Annotated in this window: 18 protein-coding genes; 14 read left to right on the forward strand and 4 right to left on the reverse strand. The window is 66.3% G+C overall.

Annotated features, from left to right (window positions below; translation table 11 throughout):
- Nucleotides 1-311 precede the first annotated feature (311 nt).
- The 4 genes from murJ to QX010_RS27405 all read left to right on the forward strand — a co-directional run bounded on the left by murJ (nucleotide 312) and on the right by QX010_RS27405 (nucleotide 5949).
- Nucleotides 312-1841, forward strand: coding sequence for a murein biosynthesis integral membrane protein MurJ (murJ, locus tag QX010_RS27390; RefSeq protein WP_316182944.1), 1530 nt, complete (start codon nucleotides 312-314; stop codon nucleotides 1839-1841).
- Between the two features lie 149 nt (nucleotides 1842-1990).
- Nucleotides 1991-4300 (forward strand): xanthine dehydrogenase family protein molybdopterin-binding subunit, encoded by a 2310-nt coding sequence (locus QX010_RS27395; RefSeq protein WP_316182945.1) that lies wholly within the window; start codon nucleotides 1991-1993, stop codon nucleotides 4298-4300.
- Between the two features lie 130 nt (nucleotides 4301-4430).
- Nucleotides 4431-4880: a cytochrome c gene (locus QX010_RS27400; RefSeq protein ID WP_315805319.1), complete on the forward strand. Its 450-nt coding sequence runs from the start codon at nucleotides 4431-4433 to the stop codon at nucleotides 4878-4880.
- Between the two features lie 148 nt (nucleotides 4881-5028).
- Nucleotides 5029-5949 (forward strand): cytochrome c, encoded by a 921-nt coding sequence (locus QX010_RS27405; protein ID WP_315805320.1) that lies wholly within the window; start codon nucleotides 5029-5031, stop codon nucleotides 5947-5949.
- A 27-nt stretch (nucleotides 5950-5976) separates the two neighbouring features.
- On the opposite strand, the gene QX010_RS27410 is transcribed toward QX010_RS27405, so the two are convergent.
- Nucleotides 5977-7137, reverse strand: a complete 1161-nt coding sequence (locus tag QX010_RS27410) for an ABC transporter substrate-binding protein (RefSeq protein WP_315805321.1) — start codon at nucleotides 7135-7137, stop codon at nucleotides 5977-5979.
- A gap of 238 nt (nucleotides 7138-7375) precedes the next feature.
- Between QX010_RS27410 and QX010_RS27415 the strand changes: the two genes are divergently transcribed.
- Nucleotides 7376-9898 (forward strand): EAL domain-containing protein, encoded by a 2523-nt coding sequence (locus tag QX010_RS27415; protein ID WP_315805322.1) that lies wholly within the window; start codon nucleotides 7376-7378, stop codon nucleotides 9896-9898.
- Here the strand turns inward: QX010_RS27415 and QX010_RS27420 are convergent.
- A complete protein-coding gene (locus tag QX010_RS27420; protein WP_316182993.1) occupies nucleotides 9852-10916 on the reverse strand; it encodes a helix-turn-helix domain-containing protein in 1065 nt (354 codons plus the stop codon). The two genes, QX010_RS27415 and QX010_RS27420, sit on opposite strands and share 47 nt — an antisense overlap.
- A gap of 371 nt (nucleotides 10917-11287) precedes the next feature.
- On the reverse strand, nucleotides 11288-11533 hold the full coding sequence (locus QX010_RS27425) for an Lrp/AsnC ligand binding domain-containing protein (protein WP_315805323.1): 246 nt from the start codon (nucleotides 11531-11533) through the stop codon (nucleotides 11288-11290).
- A 121-nt stretch (nucleotides 11534-11654) separates the two neighbouring features.
- Here QX010_RS27425 and thiD point away from each other — a divergent pair, with 121 nt between their 5' ends.
- Together thiD and QX010_RS27435 are read left to right on the forward strand one after the other, a co-directional pair.
- Complete coding sequence (thiD, locus tag QX010_RS27430) at nucleotides 11655-12455, forward strand: bifunctional hydroxymethylpyrimidine kinase/phosphomethylpyrimidine kinase (RefSeq protein WP_316182946.1); 801 nt, start codon at nucleotides 11655-11657, stop codon at nucleotides 12453-12455.
- 114 nt (nucleotides 12456-12569) lie between these two features.
- The gene (locus tag QX010_RS27435; RefSeq protein ID WP_410051474.1) at nucleotides 12570-13025 is read left to right on the forward strand and encodes an ester cyclase; all 456 of its coding nucleotides are present in this window, start codon (nucleotides 12570-12572) and stop codon (nucleotides 13023-13025) included.
- 33 nt (nucleotides 13026-13058) lie between these two features.
- On the opposite strand, the gene QX010_RS27440 is transcribed toward QX010_RS27435, so the two are convergent.
- On the reverse strand, nucleotides 13059-14108 hold the full coding sequence (locus QX010_RS27440) for an AraC family transcriptional regulator (RefSeq protein ID WP_316182947.1): 1050 nt from the start codon (nucleotides 14106-14108) through the stop codon (nucleotides 13059-13061).
- A 139-nt stretch (nucleotides 14109-14247) separates the two neighbouring features.
- Between QX010_RS27440 and QX010_RS27445 the strand changes: the two genes are divergently transcribed.
- Genes QX010_RS27445 through QX010_RS27475 form a run of 7 tightly spaced genes read left to right on the forward strand, consistent with a single transcriptional unit; the run spans nucleotide 14248 to nucleotide 19791 of the window.
- Nucleotides 14248-15072 (forward strand): alpha/beta hydrolase, encoded by an 825-nt coding sequence (locus QX010_RS27445; RefSeq protein ID WP_315805327.1) that lies wholly within the window; start codon nucleotides 14248-14250, stop codon nucleotides 15070-15072.
- A 15-nt stretch (nucleotides 15073-15087) separates the two neighbouring features.
- A complete protein-coding gene (locus tag QX010_RS27450) occupies nucleotides 15088-15600 on the forward strand; it encodes a hypothetical protein (protein ID WP_315805328.1) in 513 nt (170 codons plus the stop codon).
- A 27-nt stretch (nucleotides 15601-15627) separates the two neighbouring features.
- Nucleotides 15628-16272, forward strand: coding sequence for a hydrolase (locus QX010_RS27455; RefSeq protein WP_315712755.1), 645 nt, complete (start codon nucleotides 15628-15630; stop codon nucleotides 16270-16272).
- A gap of 14 nt (nucleotides 16273-16286) precedes the next feature.
- Nucleotides 16287-16574: a XapX domain-containing protein gene (locus QX010_RS27460; RefSeq protein ID WP_315805329.1), complete on the forward strand. Its 288-nt coding sequence runs from the start codon at nucleotides 16287-16289 to the stop codon at nucleotides 16572-16574.
- Nucleotides 16571-18448 carry an amidohydrolase gene (locus QX010_RS27465; RefSeq protein ID WP_315805330.1) on the forward strand — a complete coding sequence of 626 codons (1878 nt, stop codon included), beginning with the start codon at nucleotides 16571-16573 and terminating at the stop codon, nucleotides 18446-18448. Before QX010_RS27460 ends, QX010_RS27465 begins: the two co-directional genes overlap by 4 nt.
- Entirely contained in the window at nucleotides 18448-18873 is a 426-nt protein-coding gene (locus QX010_RS27470) for a DoxX family protein (protein WP_315805331.1), read from the forward strand. The genes QX010_RS27465 and QX010_RS27470 overlap by 1 nt, the downstream gene beginning before the upstream one ends.
- A 27-nt stretch (nucleotides 18874-18900) precedes the next feature.
- Nucleotides 18901-19791, forward strand: a complete 891-nt coding sequence (locus QX010_RS27475) for a glyoxalase (RefSeq protein WP_316182948.1) — start codon at nucleotides 18901-18903, stop codon at nucleotides 19789-19791.

Genomic DNA, 19791 nt, shown 5'->3' on the forward strand with positions numbered 1-19791 from the left:
GCCACCCCAACTTGCCAAAAACCCACAACAGTTGAGCCTCGCAATATGCGGAAGCTGAACCGGACAGCCGTGGGACAGGCCCGGCCATGACGACGTGGCAGCAGACGGACGCAATACGTGGAGGCAGTCGCCCCGCCGCAAGCGGGGAGAGGCTTCCCGGGCGGCGCGGCGAAAGCCCGAGACGATGTGTGCCGGCTCGGCTCGCAAGTGGGGGAGGCGGCCGCGCGCCCAGTCGCCACACTTTGGCCGTAAGCAGAAGGAGGCCACGTTCCCCGCTTCAAACTTCCGCCCCGATGCTCTAGAAGCCCCCCATGCTCGGACGTATCTTCACGGTCGGCGGCTATACGCTGCTGTCTCGCCTTACCGGCTTTGCCCGCGACATCATGCTGGCGGCGATTCTCGGCGCCGGGCCGGTCGCCGACGCGTTCTTCATCGCGTTCCGGCTGCCGAACCATTTCCGGGCGATCTTTGCCGAGGGGGCGTTCAACGCGGCGTTCGTGCCGGCCTATGCGCATGTCCATGGCGAGAAGGGGCCGGGCTCGGCGAGCCTGTTTGCCGATCGCATCTTCACGCTGCTGCTGGCGTCGCAGGTGGTGCTGCTGATCCTCGCCTGGGCGTTCATGCCGCAGGCGATGACCATTCTGGCGCCGGGCTTCACCGACGATCCGGCGCAGCGCGAGCTTGCGATCACGCTGACGCGAATCACCTTTCCGTATCTGCTGCTGATCACGCTGGTGACGCTGTATGGGGGCATGCTCAACGTGATGCAGCGTTTTGCCAGCGCCGCGGCGGCGTCGATCTTCCTCAATCTCGCGATGATGGCGACCCTGGCGCTGGCGGCGTTCTTCCCCGGTGTCGGCCATGCCGCCGCCTGGGGCGTGCTGATCTCCGGCTTCCTGCAATATTTCCTGCTCGCCGGCGATCTCGCCCGCCATGGCGGGCTGCCGCGGTTTGCGCCGCTCAAGCTCGACGACGACATCCGCGCGTTCTTCAAGGCGCTGGGACCGGCGACGCTGGGCTCGATGGGCACGCAGGTCGCGATGTTCGCCGACACCATCATCGCGACGTTCCTCCCCGCCGGCGCGATCTCGGCACTGTATTATGCCGACCGCCTCAACCAGTTGCCGATCGGCGTGATCGGCATCGCCATCGGGACGGTGCTGCTGCCGGAGATGTCACGGCGGCTCACGGCGAACGATCACGACGGCGCCATGGAGCAGCAGCGCCGGGCGTTCGAGTTCACGCTGTTGTTCTCGGTGCCGTTCGTCGCCGCCTTCCTCGCCGTCCCCGACGTGATCACCCGCGCGATGTTCGCGCGCGGCGCCTTCACCAAGGGCGACGCCGCCGCGGCCGGGGCGACGCTCGCCGCCTATGCCGTGGGCCTGATCCCGTTCGTGATGATTCGCAGCGCGGTCTCGACCTTCTACGCGCGCAAGGACACCGCGACGCCGGTGAAGGCCTCGCTGACGGGGCTGACCGCCAACGTCGTGCTGAAGGTGCTGCTGATGGGCTCGCTGGCGCAGGTCGGACTCGCGCTGGCGACGGCCGTCGGCGCCTGGATCAATCTGCTGCTGGTGCTCGGCTTCGCCGTGCACAAGGGCTATCTGCACTTCGATCGGCGGCTCACCTCGTCGCTGCTGAAGTTCGCCGGGACCGGCGTGGTGCTCGCGGCGGCGTTGTGGGCAACGGCCCTGGTGGCATCGACCCGGCTCGCGTCGCTCGGCCGCATGCAGGACGAAGCCGTTCTCGGTCTGCTGATCATCGTCGGCGCCGTCATCTACGTGGGCGCCATCCTCGTGCTGTTCGGTCCGCGCTGGCTGAAGGCCCTCGTGCGGCGCTGACGTTTGCGCTGCAGCATGGCGTGCTGGCATGCCTGCCGAGAGTTGACCGCGCGTGTTCGGGGAGCGGCCATATGCCGTTTGCGCGAGGGCGTGATCCGCTGCAATATGCTGGCCAATCGTCGCGACAATGCAGTGGGAAGTGAAACCAGATGGCAGCTCCGATCAAGTTCGGTATGGGACAAAGCGTTCTCCGGAAAGAGGATGACGCGCTGATTCGCGGCAAGGGCCGCTACACCGATGATCTGGCGCCATCCGCTGCCCTGCATGCCCTGGTGCTGCGCTCGCCGCATGCCCATGCCAAATTCACCATCGATGTCACCCAGGCGCGGCTGTTGCCGGGCGTGGCGCTGATCCTGACCGCCGAGGACACCGCCGAGCTCGGCGGGCTGCCGTGCCTGTTCAATCTCGAGACCGATCCGTTCACCGCGCCGCCTTATCCGATCCTCGCCAAGGACGAGGTGCGCCACGTCGGCGATGCCATCGCCTTCGTCGTCGCCGACACGCTCGACCACGCGCGCGATGCGCTGGAGGCGATCAAGGTCGAGTGGACGACGCTGCCGGCGGTGACCGGCGTCGTGAACGCGATCAAGCCGGATGCGCCGCAGGTCTGGGCCGAGCACAAGGGCAACGTGCTGTTCGATGTCGGGATCGGCGACAAGGCGGCGGTCGAGGCGGCGTTCGCGAAGGCGCATGCGGTCGCCGAGATCCGCATCGTCAATCCGCGCGTGGTGGCGAGCTTCATGGAGACCCGCGCCGCGGTCTGCGACTACGACACCAAGCGCGACCATCTGACCCTGACGGCCGGCAGCCAGGGCAGCCACCGCCTGCGCGACATCCTCTGCCAGAACGTGCTGAAGATCCCGACCGAGAAGATGCGGGTGATCTGCCCCGACGTCGGCGGCGGCTTCGGCACAAAACTGTTTCCCTACCGGGAATACGCGCTGGTCGCGGTCGCCGCGCAGCGGCTGCGCAAGTCGGTGCGCTGGGCCGCCGACCGCTCCGAGCATTTCATGGGCGATGCGCAGGGCCGCGACAACGTCACCACGGCGAAGATGGCGCTGGCCGAGGACGGCAAGTTCCTCGCGATGGACGTCGACCTGATGGGCGACATGGGCGCCTATCTGTCGACCTTCGCGCCCTATATCCCGCATGGCGGCGCCGGCATGCTGCCGGGCCTCTACGACATCCAGGCCTTCCACTGCCGCGTGCGCACGATCTTCACCCACACCGTGCCGGTCGACGCCTATCGCGGCGCGGGCCGTCCCGAGGCGGCCTACGTCATCGAGCGTCTGGTCGACGCCTGCGCGCGCAAGCTCGACATGTCCGTCGATGCGATCAGGCGCAAGAACTTCATCCCGCCGCGCGCGCTGCCCTACAAGACCGCGACCGGCAAGGTCTATGATTCCGGCGATTTCAACGCGCACCTCAAGCGCGCCATGGAGATCGCCGAGTGGAAGGAGTTTTCGAAGCGCGCCAAGGCCGCCAAGAAGCACGGTCTCATTCGCGGCATCGGGCTCGCGAGCTATGTCGAGGTCTGCGGCACCATGGGCGAGGAGACCGCCAATGTGCGGCTCGACCCGAACGGTGACGTCACCATCCTGATCGGCACGCAGTCGAGCGGGCAGGGCCACCAGACCGCCTACGCCCAGATCGTCGCCGAGCAATTCGGCCTGGCGCCGGAGCGCGTGCACATCCATCAGGGCGACACGGCCGAGATCGCGACCGGCCTCGGCACCGGCGGCTCGGCCTCGATCCCCTCCGGCGGCGTCAGCGTGCAGCGCGCCACCCATGAGCTCGGCGACAAGCTCAAGCAGATCGCGGCCGAAGCCCTCGAAGCCGGGCTCGGCGATCTTGAGATCGCCGACGGCGTGATCCGCGTCGCCGGCACCGACCGCGCGATCTCGTTTGCCGACCTCGCCAAGCGTCCCGGCGTCGATCCTGACAAGCTCAAGGGCAGCGCCACCTTCGCCAGCGCCGACGGCACCTATCCGAACGGCACCCACGTGGCCGAGGTCGAGATCGATCCTGCCACCGGCATCATCAGGATCGTCAACTACGTCATCGTCGACGATTTCGGCGTGACGCTGAATCCGCTGCTGCTGGCCGGCCAAGTGCATGGCGGTGCGGTGCAGGGCATCGGCCAGGCGCTGATGGAGCAGGTGGTCTACAGCAACTCCGACGCCCAGCTCGTCACCGGCAGCTTCATGGACTACGCGCTGCCGCGCGCCGCCGACGCGCCGTCCTTTACCTTCGAGACCCACAACGTGCCCTGCAAGACCAATCCGATGGGCGTCAAGGGCGCCGGCGAAGCGGGGGCGATCGGCTCCTGTCCGGCCGTCGTCAATGCGATCGTCGAAGCCCTCTGGCGTGAGTACAAGATCGATCACATCGACATGCCGGCGACCCCGGAGCGCGTCTGGATCGCGATCCGGGAGCAGCATCGCCGTCATAGTCTCTGAGTACTCTCCCTCCGGATCTCCTCCGATATCCGCCTCAATTCCGGAATAATCCGCCGGCTGAGGGGTTGACCAACCGAGCGACCCCGTCCGGGTGGGCTGGACGGGATTGTGACAACAAAGGAGCGAATTGATGAAGCGGACTGTCGTGGCTGTCGCAGCTTTGCTGCTAGGGGCCGGCGCCGTGATGGCACAGCAGGATCTGGTCAAGCATAGCCAGGACACGATGAAGGCCAACGCCAAGAACCTCGGCGGTGTCCTGATCGCGATGGTCAAGGGCGAGAAGCCGTATGACCAGGCCGCCGTCAATGCCGCTCTGGCCCAGCTCGAGGACACCGCCAAGAAGCTGCCGACGATGTATCCGGCGAGCCTGAAGGGCGCCAAGTTCGAAGGCGACTACGGTCCGTCGCCGAAGATCTGGGAAGACCAGGCCGGCTTCAAGGCCAAGATCGACAGCTTCGCGAAGGTCGTCACCGAGGCCAAGGCGAAGATCAAGGATCTCGACAGTCTGAAGGCGACCGCGCCGGGCATCGGCAAGGAATGTGGCGGTTGCCACGAGACCTTCCGTCTCAAGAACAGTTGATCTGACCTGCCATCCACGGGGGCGGACGCGACATTGCGTCCGCCCCCGTTTGTTTGCGCCGTGCGGGCGTCCTGACGTATCACGGCGCCGCCGAGCTCCGGTAATGATCGCCGGGCCGACGATCTCCTCCTGCTGTGACGGAGCCACCATGCTACGCCGCCTCCTGCTTGCTCTCTGCGTGCTCGGCGCCGCCGGCCTGACGGTGTTCTGGTGGTTGACCCAGCCGTCGACGATCACGCTCGCAGCGGCGACGCGCGCGCCGGATCTCGCCAACGGGCAGGAGATGTTCAACATCGGTGGCTGCGCGTCCTGTCACGCCGTGCCGAACCAGCCGGACCGGCTGAAGCTCGGCGGCGGCCTGCCGCTGAGCTCGCCGTTCGGGACGTTCTATGCGCCCAACATCTCGCCCGATCCCACTGACGGTATCGGGCGCTGGAGCGAGGCCGAGTTCGTCAATGCGGTGGTGAGGGGCGTGTCGCCGGGCGGCAGCCACTACTACCCGGCGTTTCCCTATCCCTCCTACGCGGCTGCGAAGATCGACGACGTCCGCGATCTCTTCGCCTACATGAAGACGCTGCCGCCGGTTGCGGGCGCCTCGCGCGCGCACGACATGCCATTTCCGTTCAACATCCGTCGCACCGTCGGGGTCTGGAAGCTGCTGTTCTTCGACGGCAAGCCCTTTGCCGCCAACGCCTCGCGCCCGGCGGAGTGGAATCGCGGCGCCTATCTGGTCAGCACCTTCGGCCATTGCGCCGAGTGCCACAGCCCGCGCAATGCGCTCGGCGGCATCGTCTCGGCGCAGCGGCTGGCGGGTGGGCCAGAGCCGGAAGGTCAGGGCTTCGTGCCGAACATCACCCAGAAGGGCCTGTCGGACTGGAACGAGAGCGACATCAGCTATTTCCTCGAGACCGGACAACTGCCCGACGGCGACAACGTCGGCGGCTCGATGGCGCGGGTGATCCGCAACACCTCGCAGCTCTCGCCCGAGGATCGCAAGGCGATGGCGGTCTATCTGAAATCGCTGCCGCCGGTGGAAGGCCCGCCGAAGCCGAAGAAGCCGGCAAGCTGATCAGTTCGGCGGGCGCGCGCGCTCAGGTCAGATCGGCTTGAAGCTGCCGTCGCTCTGGATCACCGTCAGCGACACCGGCGGTGGATTCTCCTTGCGCGCGTTGCCGAAGCTGACCACCAGCCCGCCGATGTCGAACTGGCCGACCTCGTTGATGATGCGGAGCAGCTCGGCTCGGGTCGGGTTCGGCCCGGTCATCGCCAGGGCGCGCGCCACCAGTCGGCCGGTGATGTAGCCCTCGAGGCCGATGAAGTCCGGCGTCTGGCTCGGATCGAGCGTCTTCATCGCGGCCTGATAGTCGGCGACGATGCGGAGGTCGGTGTCCCACGGAAACGGCACCACCTCGGAGACGACGACGCCGCGGCCTTCCGGGCCGAGCTCCTTGGCGAGCGCGTTGCCGCCGACGAAGGAGACCGCCGTAAAGGTCGGATTGAAGCCGCTGCGATGCGCCATCTTGATGAACTCGGCGCACGGGCCGTAGGTGCCGACCAGGATCACCGCTTCAGGCTCCGCGCGCCGAATGACCTTGAGCGCCGCGCCGACAGCGCGCGTGTTGCGCTCGAACGTGCCTTCGGCCGCGAGCTCGAGGCCGCGGCGATCGAGATGCGTCTTCACGCCGGCCAGTACGTCGCGGCCGAACGCGTCATCCTGATAGAAGATCGCGATGCGGGTCAGGTGAAGCTCTTCGGTGAGATACTTGATCGAGGCTTCCGCCTCCGCCGCGTAGCTCGCGCGGATGTTCACGATGTTCTGGAATTCAGGCGTCCGCAGGAATTCGGCGCCGGAGATCGGCCCGATGAAGGGGACGTCGTTGGAGGCCGCGATCGGCGCAGTGGCCATCGCGGTCGGCGTGCCGACGGCGCCGATCAGCGCGAACACCTTGTCCTCGTAGATCAGCTTGATGGTCTCGACGACCGAGCGATCGGGGTCGTAGCCGTCATTGCGGCTCAACAGCTTGAGCCTGCGTCCGTAGACGCCGCCCTTGGCGTTGAGCTCGTTGAAGGCCGCCAGCAGTCCCTGGCGCGCCGCCTGGCCCAGCGCGGCCGACGGGCCTTCCAGCGCCGCCACCTGGCCGAACATGATGGTGTCGTTGGTGACGCCGAGCTCGTCGGCGCGCGCAGACCCCAGCGGGAGCACGCCGGCGATCAAGATGAGAATGAAGGAGATCCGAAGGCTTGAAAACCAGTTCATTGCGATCTTCGATGCACGGGGTACACTTGATGACAACTCAGTCTAGGCGTGTTGAATGAAGACCTCGCTAAAGACGTAGCCCGCGCTTGATCGCGTTTTGGGCGGCCCTCAACAGTCAGCCGTTAACCAAGCCCCGGTTTCTGGTACGCCACAACGGATCATCTTTGACCGTCCTTAACTTACCGCGGCCAGCATCGGCCGCATCGTGGTGAGGGGCAGCCGTTTGGCGGGGGCCATATTGCAGGTTGAAGAGTACAGCGCACCGACGCTGCAGGAAAAGGATGATGCTCGCAGCGGTAGCGGGCGCGAGAGGCTGCGCGCGTCGTTATCGCGATACCGCCTTTATCGCCCTGCGATCATCGCGGCATGCGTCGGCGTCGTGCTGTCGGTCGTCGGGACGGTTGCCGTGGGACGCTGGGAGAACCGGCTGGCGCGCACCGATTTCGAAGGCTTGGCCGAAGCCCAGGCGATCCTGGTCCAGAACGGCGTCAACGAATATGTCAGCCGGCTGACCGCGCTGCGCACCCGCTTCGAATCCGCCAACGACGACATTACGCGCAGCGAGTACCAGACCTTCAGCGCGCGCCTGTTCGAGTCGCATCGCGGCATGCTGCGGCTGGCGTGGCTGCCGCGGATCAAGCGCAAGGAGCGCGGCGAATACGAGGCGGCGGCGATCACCGACGGCGTTCCCGCGTTTCGCATCAAGTCCTATCCCGACGGCACCGTCGCGCCGGAGAGCGACGAATACTATCCGGTCTACTTCTCCACCGAGGCGAAGACCTCGCCGGTCTACGGTCTCGACTATTGGAGCATTCCCGACCATCGCGCCGTGCTGGAGCAGTCGCGCGACTACGACGTGATCGGCGCGTTGCGCACGCGTCAGAACCTGATCAATCAGAACGAGCGCAACAACGCCGTGATGATCGGCATCCCCGTCTACGCCAAGGGGACGTCGCGCACGACTGTCGCCGACCGCCGGCGCAATCTCTCTGGCTTCATCATCGGCGTGTTCGACCTGCCGACGCTGTTGCAGTCGGTGCGCGCGAACAATCCCAACAGTCCGGCGCTCGCGATCAACCTGCTGCCGCCCGAGCGCGTGATCAATGCCTCCGGCGTGGACCCGCAGCGCTGGCCCGCGGACCCCAGCATCTGGTCGACGACCTTGCGCATCGGCGATGCCGACTGGGTGTTCCAGGCGGCGCCCGCCGGTGGCAGCCTGATGGCGAGCCACAATCGCGCGCTGGCGCTGTATGCGGCCGGCATGGCGACGACGATCTTCCTTGCCGTGTATCTCGCGCTGTCGAGCCGTAACGCCCTGCAGCTCGCCCTCGCCAATCGCCGCGTGCTCGAGCTGGCGCAGACCGACGCGCTGACCGGCCTTGCGAACCGCGCCTTCTTCCTCGAGGAAATGGAGCGCATCAACGACGAGAAGAGCGGCCGCTTCACCGTCTTCCTGCTCGACCTCGACCGCTTCAAGAACGTCAACGATTCGCTCGGCCATGGCGCCGGCGACGAGCTGCTGGTGCAGGTGGCACAGCGGCTGAGATCGCAGTTGCGCGACGAGGACGTGCTGGCCCGGCTCGGCGGCGACGAGTTCGCCCTGATCCAGGCCGGCGCCTCCGACCAGCGCGCCGCCGCGATCGAGCTCGCGCAGCGCATCACCCGGCTGATCGCGGAGCCGTACCAGCTCGGCGGACAGCGCGTCGAGATCGGCACCAGCATCGGCATCTCGCTCGCGCCCCAGCACGGCCGCGACCAGGAGCACCTGCTCAAGAAGGCCGACCTCGCGCTCTACCGCTCGAAATCCGCCGGCCGCAGCTGCTACACGCTCTATGACGACGCGATGTCGGCCGAGCTCGAGGCGCGCAACACGCTCGAGGGCGATCTGCGCGACGCCATCGCGCAGTGCCAGTTCGAGGTGCACTATCAGCCGTTCTACGACGCCGAGACGCGCGAGCGGTGCGGCGTCGAGGCGCTGGTGCGCTGGCGCCATCCGGTCAAGGGGCTGGTGCCGCCGGACAAGTTCATCCCGCTTGCGGAGTCGACCGGCCTGATCGTGCCGCTCGGCGAATGGATCATCGGGCGCGCCTGCGACGACGCCACCGCATGGCCCGACGACGTCAAGATCGCCGTCAATCTGTCGCCGGTCCAGTTCAAGCAGGCCGAGCTGTTCGACGTGATCCAGTCGGCGCTCGCGCGGTCGGGCCTCGATCCGAAGCGTCTCGAGATCGAGATCACGGAGTCGGTGCTGCTGGAGCGCGCGGCCGAGAACGAGAGCTTCATCGATCGGCTGAAGGGCCTCGGCATCTCTCTGGCGCTCGACGATTTCGGCACCGGCTATTCGTCGCTGCGTTCGTTGACGGCGTTCCCGTTCAACAAGATCAAGATCGACAAGTCCTTCGTCGCCAATCTGAGCGTGCGCGACGAAAGTGCCGCCGTTATCTCATCGGTCGTGACGCTGGCGCGGGGGCTCGGCATCCAGATCACCGCCGAAGGCGTCGAGACCGAAGAGCAGCTGGTGCAACTGCGCTCGCTCGGCGTCAACTTCGCGCAAGGTTATCTGCTGGGCCGGCCGATGCCGGTTGAGCAGCTTGAGCAGCATCTGGAGATCGCCCGCGCTGCATCCGAGGCCGACGAGCCGCAGCCGGCCGAAGACGCATCCGAGGACGACGCATCCGAGGACGACGATCCGCGCTCGGCGGCCGTCGTCGCGCTCATTCCCCGGTCCGGGGCGCTGCTATCCCTCGCATCCAACGGCTGAGCGGCGAGGCGGCTTCGGCATCTGCGTCGACCGGCAGGCGTGCCAGGCCCAGCATGGCGGCCTCGCGCGCGGCGCTCGGCGTGATGCCGTAGGCGGTCTTGAACAGCCGCGTGAAATGGGCATCGGTGCCGAGCTGCCAGCGCCGCGCCACCTCGCTGATGCGCTGTGTCCGCGACCCGGTCCCGGCGAGATCGAAGAACGCGCGATGCAGGCGGCGGCTGCGGATGTAGTCGGCGATGCCGCCGATCGGCGCGAACAGGCGATAGAGCGACGCGCGCGACATCCCGAAATGCAGCGCCACCGCGTCGGCGCTGAGCTCGGGGCTCGACAGCTGCGCCTCGATGTATTGGCGGATGCGGAGCAGCGAAGCATCCGGCGTCACGCTGCGGTCGGCATCGCGGCGTTCGAGCTCGCCGCGCAGGCAGGCCGAGATCAGCGCGATCGTGCCCTCGACCGCGGCCTGGCACTCGTCGAAACTCATGCGCGGCGCACAGTCGAGCAGTGCGCCGAAATGCCGCGCCAGCAGCGGCGCCAGCGCGCCGCTGCGCGGCAGCACCAGGCCGTGCAGGTCGTCGACCTGCAGCAGGCGCGCATCGAACATCGGACGGGGAACGACCAAGGTAATGTTCTCGAACGGCGTCGCGCGCGTTTCGAGTGTCTGGGCGAGATCGAGCACGCAGAGGTCGCCGGCCTCGACCCGGATCGGCGCGGCCGCCGCGACCCCCTCATAGCTGCCGCTCACGTAGAGCTGCAGGATGATGTGGTCGACGCCGCTGCGGGCAATGGTCTCGGCCGATCGGCGGAACCGCTGGCCGCTCGCCCGGGCCGATCCGAGCAGCACGGAGCCCAGCGCGTAGGACAGCACGTCCGCCCTGAACGGAGCGGCCTCGCCGGCCGCGAGTTCGTCGACCTCGAAAAACGTCGAAGTGGCCTCGCGCCACGCCGCGATGTTCGCCTCGGTGTCCATCTGCTCGGCGCAAAAGCCGTAGCTCGGCAGCAGGGACGAAACGGCTTTGATCTCACTCTTCACACGGCGCCGCAGTCATTCTTGAGTTTTCGTCTCAACCTCTTGATCGACCGTATCGGATCGGTTGCTCGCCTTGACCGGGTGCTCCGCGCACCCGCTATAGAACGCCTATCGCCGAGTTGCCGAAAGGGAAAGCCGGGCCGTTCGACGGTCCCCCATTGCCCCTCACGATCGAAAGGTCCGGCTTTCCGGCCCACTGGCGCGAATTGGCGGACAACGGTCTCCGGCCGCCACCGTCTTTCATGACGAAACCATGCTTGACCCATTTTCAGGACCTCGGCGCCCGTCGGTCACGACGGGCGCCTTTGTCGTGGGGCAGGCGGCCGACGGGCAGGCCGCGCCCGGTCGGGACGAGCGCGTCGCTAGGTGGCGCCGAAGGCCTTGAACGTGATGATGGTGTGGGTGTCCTGAATGCCGGGCAGGACCTGGACCTTCTCGTTCACGAAGTGGCCGATGTCGGTGTCATTGTCGACGTAGAACTTCACCAGCAGGTCGTAATTTCCCGCCGTCGAGTAGATCTCGGAGGCGATCTCGGCTTCCGCCAGCGCATTGGCGACCGTGTAGGACTGGCCGAGCTTGCACTTGATCTGGACGAAGAAGGGAACCATTGCGGGCTGTCTCCGGAAGGCATCTTTCGCCTCAATATAGCGTTTTCCGGCGAAGTCGATACGCTTTCTCCGGCGACCGGGCCTGCTTGCCGGGCGCGGCCGGCCCGCGCTAGGAAGGGGCATGAGCACCCCCGTCGCACTCACCATCGCCGGTTCGGATTCCTCCGGGGGAGCCGGTATCCAGGCCGACCTCAAGACCTTCGCGGCGCTCGGCGTCTACGGCGCCTCGGTGCTGACGGCGCTGACCGCCCAGAACACCAGGGGCGTGACCGGGGTGCATCTGGTGCCGCCCGATTTCGTCACGGCGCAGATTGATGCGGTGTTCGATGACCTCGCCGTCGGCGCGGTCAAGATCGGCATGGTGGCGCAGGCGCCGATCGCCGACGCCATCGCGGCAAGCCTTGCGCGCTGGCGGCCGCGGCATGTCGTGCTCGATCCCGTGATGGTCGCGACCTCGGGCGCGCGGCTGTTGCCGGAGGATGCGATCGACGCGCTGCGCCGCCGGCTGATCCCCCAGGCGACGCTGATCACGCCGAACCTGCCCGAGGCGGCCGCGCTGCTCGACGAGCCGGTCGCTGATACGGACGAGGCGATCGCGGCGCAAGGCCGCCGGCTGCTCGCGCTCGGCTGTCCGGCCGTACTGATCAAGGGCGGTCACGGGCAGGGCGCCGACAGCACCGATTACCTGATCACATCAGCGACCAGCATCCCGTTGCCGTCGCCGCGCATCGACACGAAGAACACCCACGGCACGGGCTGTTCGCTGTCGTCGGCCGTGGCCGCAGGGCTGGCGAAGGGGGAGAGCCTCGAGGCGGCCGTGCGCAACGCCAAGGCCTTCATCTCCGGCGCGATCGCGGCGGCCGATCGCTTCACGGTCGGACACGGCCACGGCCCGGTGCATCATCTCCACCGCTATTATTGAGGTCACACATCTTTGAGGTCACTTCCCGTGGCAACTCAGCTTAGCTGGCGGCAGCCGAAATAGCTGGGGCGGACAACGGCTGCATCATGCCTGCGCTCCGCAGGAGATGACGGAATGATGACGCGTTTCGCGGCGGTGGCTGCGGTGCTGTTCGCCGCGGTGGCGACACCGGTGCTGGCCCAGCGGGCCTATTCCGCCCAGGAGGAACGCAACAAGGCGATCGTGCTCGACTTCTATGAGCAGGGCCTCAATCGCAAGGATTTCGAGGCGGCGTCGAAATATCTCGGCACCTACATCCAGCACAATCCGAATGCCGAGGATGGCCCTGAGGGATTTCGCAAGTTCATCGAATTTCTGAAGGCCAAGTTTCCACAGTCGCACAGCAGGATCACGCAGGTGCATGTCGACGGCGACTTCGTCGTGCTGCGCGTTCACGCCATCCGCGAGCCCGGCACCCGCGGCAACGCCATCGTCGACATCTTCCGTCTCAAGGACGGCAAGATCGAGGAGCACTGGGATTCGGTTCAGCCCATTCCCGAGCAGTCGGCCAATCCCAATGGGATGTTCTGAAGAACGCGTCTGAAGGCCTCTCCCGCCGGCGGATCATGGTCCGCGCGCGAGCGCGATTTCCCGACGCACGCCCCTCATCACGCGCGAGCGGTATTCGCCTGGCGATTCGCCGAACCAACGATTTGACGCGCGGAAGAAGGTGCTCTGGTCGGCATAGCCCAGCAGATAGCCGATGTCGGTGAGCGTCATGCGGAAATCGGAGAGATGGCGCTGGGCCAGCTCGCGCCTGACATCGTCGACGAGGTCGCTGAAGGAGAGGCCTTCATCGGCGAGCCGGCGCTGGAAGGTGCGGTCGCTCAAGCCGAGCTCGGCTGCGATGGCCGAGCGCAGCGGGCTGCCGTCGGGCAGCAGCCTGGCGATCGCGGTGCGGGCGCGATGCGCGGTGTCGGCCTTGACCAGGCGCTCCAGCGCCTCGTCGGCGATCCGATCGTGGATTGCCGAAAGCTCGGGCGCCGAGGTCGTCAGCTTGCAGGCGAGATCCTGATCCGACACCAGGAAGCCGTTGAACGGCGCATCGAATTCGAGCGGGGATTGGAACGCCCTGTTGTAGCACGCGATCGACAGCGGCACCGCATGCGAGAAACGCGTCGCGAGCGGCGTCAGCGGACGATCCAGCATCCACCGGCATAGATTGAGCAGATTGACGACGCCGTAGTCATAACGCTGCCGCGGAATCGGGCATTCACCGCCGAACACGTCGGTTCGTATCCAGCGACCGCCATGACCCGGCTCGAGCGTGATGGTCACCGCGTCGCTCACCAGGCACATGTAGCGGATCAGGCGCATCAGCCCGGCGAGAAGAGTGGGGCTCGACATCATGGCGTAGCCGGCGACGCCATAGTTGTCAGGTCGCGGCGCATCGAGCTTTGCCAGCCCGATGTCCGGATTGCCCGAACGCTCGGCCGCCAGCACCCACAACCGGCTCAATGCCTCGGTCGGCCAGCGGCGGTCGCAATCGTCGAGATCGTCGATCGACAGACCGACCTCGGCGAACAGCGCGGCGGCATCCAGACCTTGCTCGTTCAGCGTCGTCGCAACGCCGCGCATCCAGGACGACGATGTGGTTCGAATCTGCTGAGCCATCCCTTGGCCTTCTGGAGCCAGTGCTTTGGTATCCTCGGGTCATTGTGCAGATGCACATGAGACTGCATAGCACCTGATATTGGCGATCGCGATACCAAAATCGGTGGTGCGACCGCATGGCTGGCGCGCAGGAGAAATCATGCCCGTTCTGAAAACCAATGACGGCACAGAGATTTACTACAAGGATTGGGGCTCCGGCCAGCCGATCGTGTTCAGCCATGGCTGGCCGCTGTCAGCCGATGATTGGGATGCGCAGATGCTGTTCTTCCTCAATCACGGCTTTCGCGTCATCGCCCACGATCGCCGCGGCCATGGCCGCTCGGCGCAGGTCGCCGACGGCCACGACATGGACCACTATGCCGACGATCTCGCGGCACTGACCGCACATCTCGATCTCAACAGCGCGATCCATGTCGGCCATTCGACCGGCGGCGGTGAGGTCGTGCACTACCTCGCGCGCCATGGCGAGAGCCGCGCGGCCAAGGCTGCGATCATCGCCGCGGTGCCGCCGCTGATGGTGCAGACCGCGGCGAATCCGGGCGGACTGCCGAAATCCGTGTTCGACGACTTCCAGACCCAGGTCGCCACGCGCCGCGCGGAATTCTATCGCGACGTCGCCGCTGGGCCGTTCTACGGCTACAACAAGCCTGGCGCCAAGCCGTCCGAGGCCGTGATCCAGAACTGGTGGCGCCAGGGCATGATGGGCAGCGCCAAGGCGCATTACGACGGCGTCGTCGCCTTCTCGCAGACCGACTTCACCGAGGATCTCAAGACGATCACCTTGCCGGTGCTGGTCATGCACAGCGAGGACGACCAGATCGTGCCCTACGCGGATTCCGCGCCGCTGTCGGCCAGGCTGCTGAAGAACGGCGTGCTGAAGACCTACAAGGGCTTTCCGCACGGCATGCCGACCACGGAAGCCGAGACCATCAACGCCGATCTGCTGTCCTTCATCAAGAGCTGATCAGGGGAGGCTTGCATGACCTGGGGAATTCCGACGGCCCTGTTTCTTCAGATCCACGTGGTGCTGAGCCTGATTGGAATCGCGACCGGGCTCGTGACGCTCGCCGGCATGCTGGCAGGCCGCCATCTGGCGGCCTGGGCGGCGCTGTTCCTGGTGACGACCTTCCTCACCGGCGTGACCGGCTTTCCGCTGCCGCCGTTCGGTCTCGACCCGCCGCGCATGATCGGCATCATCCTGCTCGCGCTGCTGATTGCGGCCAGCGCCGCTCTCTATGCGTTCGGGCTGTCGGGATGGTGGCGACGGGTCTATGTCGTCACCGCGCTGCTCTCGCTCTATCTCAACGTCTTCGTCGCGATCGTGCAGTCGTTCCAGAAGATCGGCGTGCTCAATGCGCTGGCGCCGACGCAGAGCGAGCCGCCGTTCGCGGCAGCTCAGCTCGTCACGCTCGCTCTGTTCATTGCTTTCGGTGTCTTCTCGTGGCGGCGTTTCGCACCCACCGCGCTGGCGCCGCGAGCTTCGCTCACCTGATCCGTTCGGTCTTTCAAGGAGAACCTCGTGTCCAAGCTCGAAATGCTGACCCCGCAGAACTGCGCCGTGGCGCTGATCGACTATCAGCCCGCGATGTATCAGGGCGTGCAGTCGCATGATCGCCTCGGCGTGTTCAACAACATCCAGATCGTCGCCAAGGCGGCCAAGCTGTTCAAGATTCCGACGGTGCTCACCACGGTCGCCAAGGACTCGTTCTCCGGTCCCTTCATGCCGGAAGTGACCGAGCTGTTTCCGGAGCACGACATCGTCGACCGCACGGCGATGAACTCCTGGCTCGATGCCGGCTTCCGCAAGCAGGTCGCCGCCACCGGCCGCAAGAAGTTCATCATCGCGGGACTCTGGACCGAGGCCTGTGTGCTGTTCCCGACGCTCGACATGCTGCGCGAAGGCTATGAGATCTATATCCCGGCCGATGCCTGCGGCGACCTGTCGCTCGAAGCGCACAACCGGGCGATGGATCGCGCGGTGCAGGCCGGCGCGGTGCCGATCACCTCGTGCCAGTTCGCCTTCGAGCTGCAGCAGGACTGGGCACGGGCCGAGACCTATGACGGCATGATGGAGATCCTGAAGGCGCATTCGCCCTACGGCATCCAGATCCGCTTCTCGAAATGGGCGCTCGGCGAGCACGCCTCGGAAGGCGGCGCAAAGTAGCCCTGGGACGAACGATGAAGATCTATCTGTTCTCGCTCGGGGCAGGGCTTTTGGTCGGCGTGATCTACAGCCTGCTTCAGGTCCGCTCGCCGGCGCCGCCATTGGTGGCGCTGGTCGGCCTGCTCGGCATTCTCGTCGGAGAGCAGGTGATCCCCGTGGGCAGGCAGCTCCTGAACGGCACCACGCTTGCTGCCGCGTGGCAGAAGGCGGCCTGCGCCACGCACATCTTCGGCCTGCTGCCCGGCCATCACGGACGGGCAGACACAACCATCGCTCCGGCGCGGGACGAGAAGACCTCATGACCGATCATCCCGACCTCATCCTGCATCGCGGCCTGTTCACGACGCTCGATCGCTCCAATCCCGCGGCGAGCGCGGTCGCGATCAAGGACGGCGTGTTCACCGCGGTCGGCCACGAGCAGGACGTGATGAAGCTCGCCGGCCCCAGGACGAAGGTCATCGATCTCAAGGGCCGTCGCGTGCTGCCTGGCCTGATCGACAATCACCTGCACATCATCCGCGGCGGACTCAACTTCAACATGGAGCTGCGCTGGGACGGTGTGCGCTCGCTCGCGGACGCGATGGCGATGCTCAAGGCCCAGGTCGCCATCACGCCGCCGCCGCAATGGGTGCGCGTGGTCGGCGGCTTCACCGAGCATCAGTTCGCCGAGAAGCGGCTGCCGACCATCGACGAACTCAACGCCGTCGCGCCCGACACCCCGGTGTTCCTGCTGCATCTCTATGATCGTGCGATTCTCAACGGCGCCGCGCTGCGCGCCGTCGGCTACGACAAGCACACGCCGCAACCGCCCGGCGGCGAGATCGCGCGTGATGCCGAGGGCAATCCGACCGGTCTGCTGCTCGCCAAGCCGAACGCCGCCATACTCTATGCGACGCTCGCCAAGGGACCGAAACTGCCGTTTGACTATCAGCTCAATTCCACCCGGCACTTCATGCGCGAATTGAACCGCCTCGGCGTCACGGGCGCGATCGACGCGGGCGGCGGCTTCCAGAACTATCCGGACGACTATGCCGTGATCCAGAAGCTGGCCGATGACGGCCAGCTCACGATCCGGCTCGCCTACAATCTGTTCACGCAGAAGCCAAAGGGCGAGAAGGACGATTTCCTGCGCTGGACGCAAAGCTCGACCTACAAGCAGGGCAACGACTATTTCCGCCACAACGGCGCCGGCGAGATGCTGGTGTTCTCGGCCGCCGATTTCGAGGATTTTCGCGTACCGCGGCCGGACATGCCGGCCGAGATGGAAGGCGAGCTCGAAGAGGTGGTGCGCATTCTCGTCCAGAACAAATGGCCGTGGCGGCTGCACGCCACCTATGACGAGACCATCTCGCGCGCGCTCGACGTGTTCGAGAAGGTCAACCAGGATACGCCGCTCGAGGGTCTCAACTGGTTCTTCGATCATGCCGAAACGATCTCGGACCAGTCGATCGACCGCATCGCCGCGCTCGGCGGCGGCATCGCCGTGCAGCACCGCATGGCCTATCAGGGCGAGTACTTCGTCGAGCGCTACGGCTTTGGCGCGGCCGAGGCGACGCCGCCGGTGAAGAAGATCCTCGACAAGGGCGTCAAGGTCTCCGCCGGCACCGATGCGACGCGCGTTGCCTCCTACAATCCCTGGGTCTCGCTGTCCTGGCTGGTCACCGGCCGCACCGTCGGCGGCCTGCGGCTGTATCCCCAGCGCAACTGCCTCGATCGCGAGACCGCTTTGCGGATGTGGACCGAGAACGTCACCTGGTTCTCCAATGAAGAGGGCCGCAAGGGCCGCATCGAGGTCGGCCAGTTCGCCGATCTGATTGTGCCGGACCGCGACTTCTTCTCGTGTCCCGAGGCCGAGATCGCCGACATCACCAGCGATCTCACCATGGTCGGCGGCCGCGTCGTCTATGCGGCGTCAGATTTCAAGATGCTGGACGACTCCGCGCCGCCGCCGGCGATGCCGGACTGGTCGCCGGTGCGCCGCTTCGGCGGTTACGGCGCGTGGCTCGCGAAGGATGAGACCGGCGCGGTGCGTGCCCAGGCGATGCAGATGTGCGGCTGCGCCAATGCCTGCGGCGTCCACGGCCACGACCATGCACGGTCCTGGTCGAGCCAGTTGCCGATCGCCGACCTCAAGAGCTTCTGGGGCGCGCTCGGCTGCGCCTGCTGGGCGGTGTGATGGCCGTGATCCCGGACACGCCGCGGCCGGTCGCAGCGGTGCTCGCCTGGCCGTGGCTCTGGCCCGCGGCGCGGCTCGCGCTCGTCTCGGCCTATGTGATCGGCGGCGTCCAGAAGCTGATGGATTTTCCCGGTGCCGTCGCCGAGCAGGCCCATTTCGGCCTGCAGCCGGCGGCGCTGTGGGCGGTCGCTGCAATCGCCGTCGAGCTGATCGGCTCGCTGCTCGTCGTGGTCAACCGCTTCGCCTGGCTCGGCGCCGGTGCGCTCGGCGTGCTCACCTTCGTCGCCATGCTCACCGCCAACGACTTCTGGCACATGGAGGGCCATGACCGCTTCATGGCGCTCAATTCCTTCTTCGAGCATCTCGGCCTGATCGCCGGTCTCGTGCTCGTCTCCATCATGTCCTGGCGCGCGCGCCGCGCCTGATCCGGTCTCCATTTGTCTGAGGTTGTCATGATCCGCTCCCGTCATCTGCTCGGCGTACTCGTTGCCACCGCCTTGTTCGGCGCTCCCGCATTCGCCAAGGACACCGCGCGGCTCGTGGGCGTCGGCGCGCAATACGACACGACGCATGTCTATGTCGCGCCCGACGACGTCGAGAAGTTCGTCACGAGCTTCCTCGCCACCTTCGGCGGCCAGAGCACCAAGCAGGTCGTCGCGACGGTGACGCCGACGCCGAGCAGCACGACCTCGCAGCTGCTGCAGACGCCGGTCGGCACGGTGTCGCTGTTCGGCTTCAAGACTCCGATCCCGTATCCGTTCGGCGCAGAGCGCACGGGCTATCTCGTCACCGACATGGACGCCGCCATCAAGGCCGCCAGGGCCGCCGGCGCCGACGTCGTCGTCTCGCCGTTTCCCGATCCGATCGGCCGCGATGCCGTGATCCAGTGGCCGGGCGGCGTCAACATGCAGCTCTACTGGCACACGACCAAGCCGTCCTACGCCGCGTTCGAGAAGGTTCCGGAGAACCGCGTCTATGTCTCGGCCGATCGCGCCGAGGCGTTTACCCGCGCCTTCCTGCGGTTCTCAAAGGGCAAGGTGATCTCCGACGAGGCCAAGGCGCCGGGCGTCGAGATCGGCCGGCCCAACGACCGCTACCGGCGCATCCGCATCGAGTCGGTGTTCGGCCGCATGACCGTGCTCGTCACCGATGGCCATCTGCCATATCCGTTCGGCCGCGAGATGACCGGCTATGAGGTCGCCGACCTCAAGGCCACGCTCGACAAGGCCAAGGCTTCGGGCGCGACCGTGCTGGTCGAGCCGTTCACGGCGGACAAGCGCGAGCAGGCGCTGGTGCAGTTTCCCGGCGGCTATGTCGCGGAAATCCATGCGCTGGTAAAGTAG

It is taken from the genome of Bradyrhizobium sp. SZCCHNRI1009 (assembly GCF_032487575.1).
Lineage (GTDB): Bacteria > Pseudomonadota > Alphaproteobacteria > Rhizobiales > Xanthobacteraceae > Bradyrhizobium.

What these genes read in the sequence shown, in the direction of transcription:
- thiD (WP_316182946.1), top strand. Translation starts at nt 11,655, where the DNA reads ATGAGCACCCCCGTCGCACTCACCATCGCCGGTTCGGATTCCTCCGGG.
- QX010_RS27450 (WP_315805328.1), top strand. Translation starts at nt 15,088, where the DNA reads ATGACCTGGGGAATTCCGACGGCCCTGTTTCTTCAGATCCACGTGGTG.
- QX010_RS27425 (WP_315805323.1), bottom strand. Translation starts at nt 11,533, where the DNA reads ATGGTTCCCTTCTTCGTCCAGATCAAGTGCAAGCTCGGCCAGTCCTAC.
- QX010_RS27475 (WP_316182948.1), top strand. Translation starts at nt 18,901, where the DNA reads ATGATCCGCTCCCGTCATCTGCTCGGCGTACTCGTTGCCACCGCCTTG.
- QX010_RS27460 (WP_315805329.1), top strand. Translation starts at nt 16,287, where the DNA reads ATGAAGATCTATCTGTTCTCGCTCGGGGCAGGGCTTTTGGTCGGCGTG.
- QX010_RS27400 (WP_315805319.1), top strand. Translation starts at nt 4,431, where the DNA reads ATGAAGCGGACTGTCGTGGCTGTCGCAGCTTTGCTGCTAGGGGCCGGC.
- QX010_RS27410 (WP_315805321.1), bottom strand. Translation starts at nt 7,137, where the DNA reads ATGAACTGGTTTTCAAGCCTTCGGATCTCCTTCATTCTCATCTTGATC.
- QX010_RS27465 (WP_315805330.1), top strand. Translation starts at nt 16,571, where the DNA reads ATGACCGATCATCCCGACCTCATCCTGCATCGCGGCCTGTTCACGACG.
- QX010_RS27435 (WP_410051474.1), top strand. Translation starts at nt 12,570, where the DNA reads ATGATGACGCGTTTCGCGGCGGTGGCTGCGGTGCTGTTCGCCGCGGTG.
- QX010_RS27440 (WP_316182947.1), bottom strand. Translation starts at nt 14,108, where the DNA reads ATGGCTCAGCAGATTCGAACCACATCGTCGTCCTGGATGCGCGGCGTT.
- QX010_RS27445 (WP_315805327.1), top strand. Translation starts at nt 14,248, where the DNA reads ATGCCCGTTCTGAAAACCAATGACGGCACAGAGATTTACTACAAGGAT.
- murJ (WP_316182944.1), top strand. Translation starts at nt 312, where the DNA reads ATGCTCGGACGTATCTTCACGGTCGGCGGCTATACGCTGCTGTCTCGC.
- QX010_RS27405 (WP_315805320.1), top strand. Translation starts at nt 5,029, where the DNA reads ATGCTACGCCGCCTCCTGCTTGCTCTCTGCGTGCTCGGCGCCGCCGGC.
- QX010_RS27470 (WP_315805331.1), top strand. Translation starts at nt 18,448, where the DNA reads ATGGCCGTGATCCCGGACACGCCGCGGCCGGTCGCAGCGGTGCTCGCC.
- QX010_RS27395 (WP_316182945.1), top strand. Translation starts at nt 1,991, where the DNA reads ATGGCAGCTCCGATCAAGTTCGGTATGGGACAAAGCGTTCTCCGGAAA.